This is a genomic window from Billgrantia zhangzhouensis (assembly GCF_021404465.1).
Classification (GTDB): Bacteria; Pseudomonadota; Gammaproteobacteria; order Pseudomonadales; family Halomonadaceae; genus Halomonas; species Halomonas zhangzhouensis.
Genome location: NZ_JABFTT010000002.1, coordinates 370,379 through 380,977, shown reverse-complemented (window position 1 = coordinate 380,977; position 10,599 = coordinate 370,379). Strand labels below are relative to the sequence as shown.

Below are 10,599 nucleotides of genomic sequence, written 5' to 3'. Positions count from 1 at the left end.
TAGGGGTAGCACAGCTAGCGCTCGGGCGCAGGTCTCCTGGCCTGACTGTCGTTGCTGCGAGACGCCGTGCCCCGGTGGCGGGTGGCCTCGTTGCGGCGCCGCCGTAGCACCCATTTTTCGAACTCCACGATCAGGAACAAGGCGATGCTGCCCGCTACGATGGCCAGCCAGTGCTGCATGCCGAGGCCCGCACTGCCGAACACCACCTGCATGAAGGGAAGATAAGTCCAGCCCAGTTGCAGCAGGACCACCAGGCCGATGGCGAGCCACACCGGACGGCTGCCAAGGATTCCTTGCAGGGAGAGCGCGCTGTTGAGCAGGAAACGGCTGTTGATGAGGTAGGCGGCACTGCTCATGACCAGCATGTTGACGGCGCCGGCGCGGGCGAGCTCCTCGCTGCCGCCCTGTGCCAGCAGGATCCAGCTGAACATGCCGAACACCCCGGCCAGCAGCAGGACCGAGACGAATACGACCCGCCATAGCAGGAACAGGTCGAGCAGGGCGGCGGAAGGGTCGCGGGGCTGGCGTAGCATGAGGTCTGTCTCGCCCTCCTCGAAGGCCAGCGCCAGGCCCAGGGTCACCGCCACCACCATGTTGACCCATAGCGCCTGTAGCGGGGTTATCGGCAGCAAGATGCCGGCCAGCACGGCCAGCATGATGGCAAGGCCCTGGCCGCCGTTAGTCGGCAGCAGGAAGGTCACCGTCTTGCGAATGTTGTCGTAGACCTTGCGCCCCTCTTCGATGGCTCCGACGATGGTGGCGAAGTTATCGTCGGCCAGCACCATCTCGGCGGCTTCCTTGGCGGCTTCGGTGCCCTGGATGCCCATGGCCACGCCGACATCGGCGCGTTTGAGCGCCGGCCCGTCGTTGACCCCGTCGCCGGTCATCGCGCAGATGCCGCCCCTGGCCTGCATGGCCTTCACCAGGCGCAACTTGTGTTCCGGTGCGGCCCGGGCGAATACGTCGACCTCGACGATGCAGCGCTCGAGTTCCTCGTCGGACATGGCTTCCACGTCGCGGCCGGTCAGCGCCCGGTCGGTATGGGAAAAGCCGAGCTGCTCGGCAATGGCGCGGGCGGTCACAGCATGATCGCCAGTGACCATCACCGGGCGAATGCCGGCCTGGAGACAGCGCTTCACCGCCTCGATGGCGGCCTCACGCGGCGGGTCGAGCAGGCCTACCAGGCCCAGTAGCACCAGGCTCTCTTCGGCGTGGCTATCGTTCAGTTCGTCGTCGATGTGATCGGCTACCTTCTCCGCTAGCGCCAGCACGCGCAGCCCGCGGGAAGAGAGCGCATGAATGCGCTCTTCCCAGGCCGCGTGATCCAGTTCGCCGTCGCCGTCCGCCGTGCGTACCTTGTGGCACATCTCCAGCAGCCGGTCCGGCGCCCCCTTGACCAACAGGCGCTTGCCTTCCAGCTCGTTGAGCGTGGCCATGTACTTGCGCTCGGACTCGAAGGGGATGGCGTCCCGGCGCGGATGGGCGCGACGAAGCTCGCGGCAGTCGACACCGCCCTTGGCGGCGGCCACCACCAGCGCTCCCTCGGTGGGGTCGCCATGAATGGTCCAGCGACCGTTCTCCTCGGCCAGCTCGGCGTCGTTGCACAGCACGCCGACGGCGAGGAAGTGAGCCAGCGCCGGATGGTTGTCCAATGCGACCTGCTCTCCGTCCTCGTTGCTTTCGGCATCTTCCGGAGCAAGGTGAAAGGTGCCCTCGGGAGCGAAACCGACCCCCGTAAGGCGGAACTCACCCTCGGGTAGCCAGATCGCCTGGGCCGTCATCTCGTTGCGCGTGAGGGTGCCGGTCTTGTCGGAGAAGATGGTCGAGATCGAGCCCAGTGTCTCTACCGCTGGCAGGCGGCGGATGATGGTATTGCGCCGGGCCATGACCTGGACACCGAGAGCCAGGCTGATGGTGACGATGGCGGGCAGACCTTCCGGAATGGCGGCCACCGCCAGCCCTACCGCGGCCATGAACATGGCGCTGACGGGCTGACCGTGGACGATGACGCCGATGGCCGCTGTGAGGAGCGCGGCGCCCAGAATGAATGCCGCCAGCACGCGGCCGGCGCGGTCGAGCTGTTGCAGCAGCGGTGTCTTGAGCTTCTCCACGCCGCGCAGCATCTCGGAGATGCGCCCGATCTCGGTGTGGGGGCCGGTCTCCACCACCAGGCCCAAGGCGGTGCCCTGTACCACGATGGTGCTGGCGTAGGCCATGCTGCTGCGGTCGCCAAGGTCGGCTGCTTCGCCGATTGCGTCGGTCTGCTTGTCGACCGGTGAGGATTCGCCGGTCAGCGCTGCCTCTTCGGTACGCAGGCGCTTGGCCTCTAGCAGGCGCAGGTCGGCGGGCACGCGATCGCCGCTCTCCAGCATGACGATGTCGCCGGGAACCAGCGCCTCGGCGTCGATGGTCTGGCGCCGGCCGTTGCGCAGCACAGCCGCCTGCGGCGAGAGCAGGTTGCGGATGCCTTCCAGTGCCTGTTCGGCCTTGCCCTCCTGGATGAAGCCGATCAGGGCGATGATGATGACTACCCCGACGATGGCCAGGGCGTCCAACGTATGGCCGAGGCCAAGGCTGGCTACCGCTGCCAGCAGCAGAATGATCATCAGGATGTTGTTGAACTGTTCCAGCAGGCGCTGCCACCAGGGACGCCCTTTGGCCTGCCTCAGCCGGTTGGGGCCGTAACGCGCCAGGCGTGATGCCGCCTGTTCGTCGTCGATGCCATTGCGGTCGCACTCGAGTCGCTGGAGGGCTTCATCTTCGCTGAGCGCATGCCAGGCGGTGCGGGGAGCGATTTGACGTTCAGGCATTCCCTTACCTCCGAGAACGTGAAGAGGGCAGCGCCAGATATATCACACCCCCATGCTGCGATGCAGTGATCCAGGGCAAGGAACGTGGTCCAAGCCCGCGTGGGATTGGGGCGATGTGCGACGTAGGGGCGGCATCGCGGTGACAGCGAGGTGGCGAGGGCTTGCGTTATGATGGTGGCTCGTCCGGTACGAGAGAGCCAATGACATCGCTGCGAGAGACGAGCTGCCCTTGCGGTAGCCTATTGCCGTTGGCCGCCTGCTGCGGCCGTTTTCATGCCGGTGAGCCGGCGTCCACTCCGGAAGCGCTGATGCGCTCCCGCTACAGCGCTTTCGCCCTGTGCCTGCAAGAGTACTTGCAAGACACCTGGCACCCGAGCACGCGCCCGACCGCGCTGGACCTCGATGCGTCGACACGCTGGGTGCGATTGGAGGTGCTGGATCATGGGCAGGATGGAGATCGGGGCCGCGTGCACTTTCGTGCGACCTTCCGCGAGGGCCGGCGCTGGGGCGTGCTGGAGGAGAATTCGCGCTTCGTGCATGAGGCGGGGCGCTGGTACTACCTGGACGGCACCCCCAGCGTCACCCGCCTCAAGCCCGGCCGCAACGACCCTTGCCCCTGCGGCAGCGGGCGCAAGTTCAAGGGCTGCTGCGGCCCGGCTTGAGCGCTGCCAGGTAAGCCCTATCAAAGCACCATGGCGGCCAGCCAGCCGAAACCGATCAACGGCACGTTGTAGTGCAGGAAGGTGGGCACCACGGTGTCCCAGATATGGTCGTGCTGGCCGTCGGCGTTGAGCCCGGCGGTGGGGCCGAGGGTCGAGTCCGAGGCGGGAGAGCCGGCGTCGCCCAAGGCGGCGGCGGTGCCCACCAGGGCGATGGTGGCCATGGGCGAGAAGCCGAAGCTCAGCGCCAGCGGCACGTAGAGCGAAGCGATGATCGGCACCGTGGAGAACGACGAGCCGATGCCCATGGTGATGAACAGGCCGACCAGCAGCATGATCAAGGCGGCCAGGCCCTTGTTGTCACCGATCAGCTCCGCCGAACTCTCCACTAGTGCGGGCACCTCCCCGGTGGCCTGCATCACCCCGGCAAAACCTGCGGCACTGATCATGATGAAACCCACCAGGGCCATCATGCGCATGCCTTCGGTGAAGATGTCGTCCTGCTCGTGCCAGCGGAACACGCCACTCACCGAGAGCAGGGCGAAACCGAACAACCCGCCCAGCACCATGGAACCCGAGAGCAGTTGGATCGCCACGGTGCCCACCAGCGAGGCGCCGAGCACCGCCATCTGCCAGGGCGCCAGGTGGCGCGCGGCCTCGGTCGGGGTCTCGTCGCCGTGGGCCAGGTCGCGATCCTCGTAGCGGCGCGGCCGGCGGTAGCTGAACAGCACGGCGACGGCCAGTCCCAGTGCCATGCCGCCGATGGGCATCAGCATGGCTATGGGCACCATGCCACGGGTGACGTCGAGGCCAAATGCGGCACCCCTGTCGTTGAGGTTGGCGAGCAGGATGTCGTTGAGGAAGATCGAGCCGAAGCCTACCGGCAGCAGCATGTAGGGCGCGGTGATACCGAAGGTGATCACGCAGGCTGCCACGCGACGATCCAGGCGCAGATGATTCATCAGCTTGAGCAGCGGCGGTACCAGTACCGGGATGAAGGCGATATGCACCGGAATCAGGTTCTGCGAACTGACCGCGGTGGCCAACAGGGCGCCGAGCAGGGTGAAGGCGACCCAGCGCCGGCTTGACGGTTGGTCGTCCAGGTGCAGCCCGCGAATGGCCCGATTGGCGAGCAGTTCGGTGATACCGGAACGGGACAGGGCTACGGCGAAGGCGCCCAGCACGGCGTATGAGAGGGCGACGGTAGCACCGTTGCCCAGCCCCTGATTGAAGGCATCCATGATGGCGGTCAGCGGCATGCCCGCTACCAGCCCGCCCACCAGGCTTGCGGCGATCAGGGCGAAGACGACGGAAATGCGGGCAAGACTCAGGGTGACCATGACCAGGATGGCCAGAACGATGGCATTCATGTGCGGCTCTTGGCTGAATGAACGAATGTCGAGATGAGGTCAGGCAGAGTGAAGCCCCGGGCCGAAGCGCCGGGGCAGCATATCTTACCTCAGCCGGGCCGCCGGGTCAGTGGCTCGGCAGCAGGTCCTCCGGCACCAGCTCGTTGAGCGTCCGAGAGGCAAGCAGTTGGGTGGCCCGCTCGATGTCGGGGGCAAAGAAGCGGTCGCGGTCGTAGTACGAGACCTCGTTGCGCAGCGCCTGCCTGGCCTGCTCCAGGTGCGGCGTGCTCTTCATGCGCTGCTGATTCGAGGCGAGTCGAAAATCGAGCCCTTGGCAGGCCGCCAGCCATTCGATGGCGAGAATGCTCCTGACATTGTCGGCCATCTCCCATAGCCGCTTGCCGGCGGCCGGCGCCATGGAGACATGATCCTCCTGGTTGGCCGAGGTAGGCAGGCTGTCGACGCTGTGGGGGTGGGCCAGGGCCTTGTTCTCGCTGGCCAGTGCCGCGGCGGTGACCTGGGCGATCATGAAGCCGGAGTTGACCCCGCCGTTCTCCACCAGGAACGGCGGCAGCTGCGACATGTGCTTGTCCATCATCAGCGAGACGCGGCGCTCGGTGAGCGAGCCGATCTCGGCCAGTGCCAGGGCCAGATTGTCGGCGGCCATGGCCACCGGCTCGGCGTGGAAGTTGCCGCCGGAGAGGATGTCGCCTTCGTTGCTGAACACCAGCGGATTGTCCGATACCGCATTGACCTCCACGGCCAGCACCTCGGCGGCCTGGCGGATCTGGGTCAGCACCGCGCCCATCACCTGGGGCTGGCAGCGCAGTGAGTAGGGGTCTTGCACCTTGTCGCAGTGGGCGTGGGAGTCGCTGATCTCGCTGCGCTCGCCCAGCAGGTAGCGATAGGCCGTGGCGGCGTCGATCTGGCCGCGCTGCCCACGGGCGTCGTGGATGCGGGCATCGAAGGGCGAGCGGGAGCTGAGCGTGGCTTCCACCGTCAGCGCGCCGCACACCGTGGCGGCGGCGTACAGGTCTTCGGCTTCGAACAGCCCTTTCAGGGCGTAGGCAGTGGAGGCCTGGGTGCCGTTGAGCAGCGCCAGGCCCTCCTTGGGGGCAAGCCTGAGCGGCTCGAGCCCGGCGATCTCGAGAGCCCGACGAGCTGGGATCCATTCGCCGCGATGACGTGCCTTGCCTTCGCCGAGCAGCACCACGCTCATATGGGCCAGCGGCGCCAGATCGCCGGAGGCGCCGACGGAGCCCTTCAGCGGAATGTGCGGGTAAACCTCGGCATTGACCAGGGCGAGCAGGGCGTCGAGCACCTCGCGGCGGATGCCGGAGAAGCCGCGGGCCAGGCTGTTGACCTTGAGTACCATGATCAGCCGTACCAACGCGTCTTCCATGGGCTCGCCGACGCCGGTGGCGTGAGACAGCACCAGCGAGCGCTGGAGATCCTCCAGATGGTCATGGTCGATGCGGGTCTGGGCCAGCAGGCCGAAGCCGGTATTGATGCCGTAGACCGTGCGGTCCTCGGCTACTACGTGATTGACGCAATCGACGGCGCGCTGAATGTCGGCGTTGGCGCTTTCGGGCAGCGTCACGCGCAACGGCGCCTCGAAAACCTGACGCGCCTGAGCCAGAGTCATCTTGCCGGGTTGGATCTCTAGGTGGGTCATCACTGTGGTTCCTTTATCGGGCCGCTCTTACTTATCGAGCATCGGCAGGTCGAGAGCGTTCTCACGGGCGCAGGTCTTGGCGATATCGTACCCGGCATCGGCGTGGCGCATCACCCCGGTGCCCGGGTCGTTGCGCAGTACCCGGCCAAGGCGGGCGTGAGCGTCGTCGCTGCCGTCGGCGACGATCACCACCCCGGCGTGCTGGGAGAAGCCCATGCCCACGCCGCCGCCGTGGTGCAGCGAGACCCATGTGGCGCCGCCGGCGGTGTTGAGCAGGGCGTTGAGCAGCGGCCAGTCGGAAACGGCGTCGGAGCCGTCCATCATGGCTTCGGTCTCACGGTTGGGGCTGGCTACCGAACCGGAGTCCAGATGGTCGCGACCGATGACCACGGGGGCCTTGAGCTCGCCGTTTTTGACCATCTCGTTGAAGGCCTGGCCGAGGCGGGCGCGATCCTTGAGGCCGACCCAGCAGATGCGTGCCGGCAGACCCTGGAAGCTGATGCGCTCGCGGGCCATGTCGAGCCAGCGGTGCAGGTGCGGATCGTCGGGGATCAGTTCCTTGACCTTCTGGTCGGTCTTGTAGATGTCTTCCGGATCGCCGGAAAGCGCGGCCCAGCGGAAGGGGCCGATGCCCTGGCAGAACAGCGGACGGATGTAGGCCGGTACGAAGCCGGGGAAGTCGAAGGCGTTGGCGACACCCTCTTCCTTGGCCATCTGGCGAATGTTATTGCCGTAGTCGAAGGTGGGCACGCCCATCTTCTGGAAGTCGAGCATGGCCTGCACGTGCACCGCCATGGACTGCTTGGCAGCCTTGACCACCGCTTCGGCTTCGCTCTTGCCGCGGGCCACGTACTCGTCCCAGCTCCAGCCCGACGGCAGGTAGCCGTGCAGCGGGTCGTGGGCGCTGGTCTGGTCGGTGACCATGTCCGGCCGTACGCCGCGCTTGACCAGTTCCGGCAGCACGTCGGCGGCGTTGGCGCACAGGCCGATGGAGACCGCCTTGCCCTCGGCGGTGTAGCGCTCGAGGCGGGCCAGGGCGTCGTCGAGGTCCTCGGCCTGCTCGTCCAGGTAGCGGGTGCGCAGGCGGAAGTCGATGCGCGACTGTTGGCATTCGATATTCAGCGAGCAGGCGCCGGCCAGGCTCGCTGCCAGCGGCTGGGCGCCGCCCATGCCGCCGAGCCCGGCGGTGAGGATCCAACGGCCTGTGAGGTCGCCGTCGTAGTGCTGGCGTCCGGCCTCGACGAAGGTTTCGTAAGTGCCCTGGACGATGCCCTGGGAGCCGATGTAGATCCACGAGCCGGCGGTCATCTGGCCGTACATCATCAGGCCCTTGCGATCGAGCTCGTTGAAGTGCTCCCAGTTGGCCCAGGCCGGCACCAGGTTGGAGTTGGCCAGCAACACTCGCGGGGCATCCTTGTGGGTCTCGAACACGCCTACCGGCTTGCCTGACTGGATCAGCAGGGTTTGGTTGTCCTCCAGGCGCTTGAGTGTGGCGACGATGGTATCGAAGCACTGCCAGTCGCGGGCGGCGCGCCCGATACCGCCATAGACCACCAGGTCTTCGGGGCGCTCGGCCACGTCGGGGTGAAGGTTGTTCATCAACATGCGCAGCGGAGCTTCGGTGAGCCAGCTCTTGCAGCTGAGTTCGGAGCCGGTGGGCGCGGCGATACGGCGGCTGGCGTCGTGGCGGGGATCGGCAGGAGTGGTATGGCTATTCATCGTCGTGTTCTCTCTGGTGTAGCAAGTCGCTAGTGTCGGTTCAGGTATCCAGCGTCAGCCGGTGGATCAGGCGTGCCGCGGCCTTGGCGGTGTGGCCGTCGATATCGAAGCTCGGGTTGAGCTCGGCGATGTCGGCCAGGCGCAGCTTGCCACTGTCGCGTACGGCCTCGAGCAACGGTTCGATCAGCGCCAGGGGGACGCCACGGGCGGCGGGGGCGCTGACCCCCGGTGCCTCGGCGGCCGGCAGCACGTCCAGGTCGATGCTGAGATAGAGGTGGTCGCAGCGGGCCATGAAGCGCTGCAGGTCGCGCACGATGGCATCGAGGCGCAGGGCATCGATCTCGTGGTCCTCGCGTACCAGCACGTTCAGTTCCCTGGCCCGGGTGAACAAGGCGCGGGTATTACTGGCCCGACTCACGCCCAGGCAGGCGTAGCGGAACGGCCAGCCTCGACGGTCGCACTCGGCGGCGATCTGGGCGAAGGGCGTGCCGGAGGAGCGCACGTGGCTTGGATCGCGTAAATCGAAGTGGGCATCGAGGTTGACGATGCCGATCCGCGGGCAAGCCTCGCCCTGCGCCCCGAAGTGGCGTGCCAGGCCCGACCAGCTACCGAAGGCTACCTCATGGCCGCCGCCGAGAATCAGCGGCAGGTGCGACGCCGATAGCAGGGCGGCGACCCGTTCGGCCAGGCGCTGCTGCGCCGCTTCGAGGTCGTCGTTGCCGTGGCAGCTCACGTCGCCGGCATCGAACACCGGCGCGTTGCGATGCCAGGCCAGCGGTGCCAGTGCCTTGCGCAGTGCCCGCGGGCCTTCGGCGGCACCCACGCGGCCCTGGTTGCGGGCCACGCCGGCATCCGAGGCGAAGCCGAGCAGGGCGGCGCCGGGGGGGCTGCTCTGCTTCACCGGCGTGATGACCTGATGCCAGCGCAGGCTGTCGGGTTCCGGGTCCTCGCGCCCGGCCCACACGGACATATCGATGTCCGACTCGGCCAAGTGCAGATCAGTGCTGTCCTTGGACATGGGTCGGTTCCCCTCCATAAACGCGTTGACGCAGTCGACCGGGCTGTACGGCGTAGGCCAGCTCGGCGGGCGATTCGACATCCCACTGGCACAGGTCCGCCGGAGCGCCCGGAACGATGCGCCCCAATTGCTGCGTGTGCAGGCCCAGCGCCTGGGCGCCGTGGGCGGTCATGCCGGCCAGGGCCTCGCGTGGCGTCAGGCGGAACAGGGTGCAGGCGAAGTTGAGCATCAGCGTCGGCATGAACAGCGGTGAGCTGCCGGGGTTGGCGTCGGTGGCGATGGCCATGGGCACGCCGGCTTCGCGCAGCGCGGCAATGGGCGGCAACTGCGTCTCACGCAGGGTATGGAAAGCGCCGGGCAGCAGCACCGCGACGCTGCCGGCCTCGTGCAGGGCGCTGACGCCTTCCACGTCAAGATATTCGATATGGTCGGCGGAAAGCGCGCCATGCCGGGCCGCCATGGCGCTGCCGCCCAGGTTCGAGAGCTGCTCGGCATGGGCCTTGATCGGCAGGCCGTGAGCTTCGGCGGCCTCGAAGACGCGCTCGCACTGGGTCACGGAGAAGGCGATCTTCTCGCAGAACACGTCAACGGCATCGGCCAGTCCCTCGGCGGCCGCGGCAGGGATCATCTCGCGGCACACCAGGTCGATGTAGCCGTCGCTGTTGTCCTTGTACTCCGGCGGTAGGGCATGGGCCCCCAGCAGGGTGGTGACCACCCGCACCGGCAGTTCTTCGCCGAGTCGGCGTGCCACGCGCAGCATCTTCAGTTCGTCGGCGACACTCAGGCCGTAGCCGGACTTGATCTCCACGGTCGTTACACCTTCGCGCATCAAGGCTTCGAGCCGCGGTTTCGCTGCGTGGAAGAGGGCTTCCTCGCTGGCGGCCCGAGTGGCGTGCACCGTACTCAGTATCCCGCCGCCGCGTCGGGCGATCTCCTCGTAGCTGACACCCTCCAGGCGGCTCTCGAACTCATCGGCTCGCGAGCCGCCGAACACCAGATGGGTATGGCAGTCGACGAGACCGGGGGTCAGCACTCCTCCAGTCCCTTGCAGCGTGCAGGTTGCGGCTTCGTCGTCGGCGAGCCGGGCGGAAGGTACGACGCGCACGATGTGCCCGCCCTCGACGATGACCGCCATCGGCTCGGGTAGGGTATCCATGCCATCGAACAGAGTGACGTCGCGCCAGAGTCGGCGGATCGGTGGGTGCGTGGTCATGATGGCTCCTGTCATGCGTATTGTATATACAATTAAATTGTCGCAACCGTGAGGTCAAGCGGTTCTCGGGGAGACACCGGAGACAAACCGTGTCCAGTTCGCCGCTTGGTTCATTTAATTTATTAAAAACAATGTATTATGAACTTATCGTTTAGC

7 protein-coding genes are annotated in these 10,599 nt (G+C 66.6%); 1 reads left to right on the top strand and 6 read right to left on the bottom strand.

All coding sequences use genetic code 11. From position 1 onward, the window contains the following. Window positions 1–14 precede the first annotated feature (14 nt). Window positions 15–2,810 carry a cation-translocating P-type ATPase gene (locus HOP51_RS03675; protein ID WP_234272586.1) on the bottom strand — a complete coding sequence of 932 codons (2,796 nt, stop codon included), beginning with the start codon at window positions 2,808–2,810 and terminating at the stop codon, window positions 15–17. Window positions 2,811–3,010: 200 nt separating this feature from the next. Here HOP51_RS03675 and HOP51_RS03670 point away from each other — a divergent pair, with 200 nt between their 5' ends. After that, window positions 3,011–3,472: a YchJ family protein gene (locus HOP51_RS03670; protein WP_234272585.1), complete on the top strand. Its 462-nt coding sequence runs from the start codon at window positions 3,011–3,013 to the stop codon at window positions 3,470–3,472. A 20-nt stretch (window positions 3,473–3,492) separates the two neighbouring features. On the opposite strand, the gene HOP51_RS03665 is transcribed toward HOP51_RS03670, so the two are convergent. The 5 genes from HOP51_RS03665 to hutI all read right to left on the bottom strand — a co-directional run bounded on the left by HOP51_RS03665 (window position 3,493) and on the right by hutI (window position 10,443). Next, complete coding sequence (locus HOP51_RS03665; protein ID WP_234272584.1) at window positions 3,493–4,839, bottom strand: Na+/H+ antiporter family protein; 1,347 nt, start codon at window positions 4,837–4,839, stop codon at window positions 3,493–3,495. Between the two features lie 106 nt (window positions 4,840–4,945). Then, window positions 4,946–6,493: a histidine ammonia-lyase gene (gene hutH / locus HOP51_RS03660; protein ID WP_234272582.1), complete on the bottom strand. Its 1,548-nt coding sequence runs from the start codon at window positions 6,491–6,493 to the stop codon at window positions 4,946–4,948. A gap of 27 nt (window positions 6,494–6,520) precedes the next feature. Then, window positions 6,521–8,212 carry a urocanate hydratase gene (gene hutU, locus HOP51_RS03655; protein WP_234272580.1) on the bottom strand — a complete coding sequence of 564 codons (1,692 nt, stop codon included), beginning with the start codon at window positions 8,210–8,212 and terminating at the stop codon, window positions 6,521–6,523. Window positions 8,213–8,252: 40 nt separating this feature from the next. Further along, complete coding sequence (hutG, locus tag HOP51_RS03650; RefSeq protein ID WP_234272579.1) at window positions 8,253–9,230, bottom strand: formimidoylglutamase; 978 nt, start codon at window positions 9,228–9,230, stop codon at window positions 8,253–8,255. Next, window positions 9,211–10,443: an imidazolonepropionase gene (hutI, locus tag HOP51_RS03645; protein ID WP_234272578.1), complete on the bottom strand. Its 1,233-nt coding sequence runs from the start codon at window positions 10,441–10,443 to the stop codon at window positions 9,211–9,213. The genes hutG and hutI overlap by 20 nt, the downstream gene beginning before the upstream one ends. Window positions 10,444–10,599 lie beyond the last annotated feature (156 nt).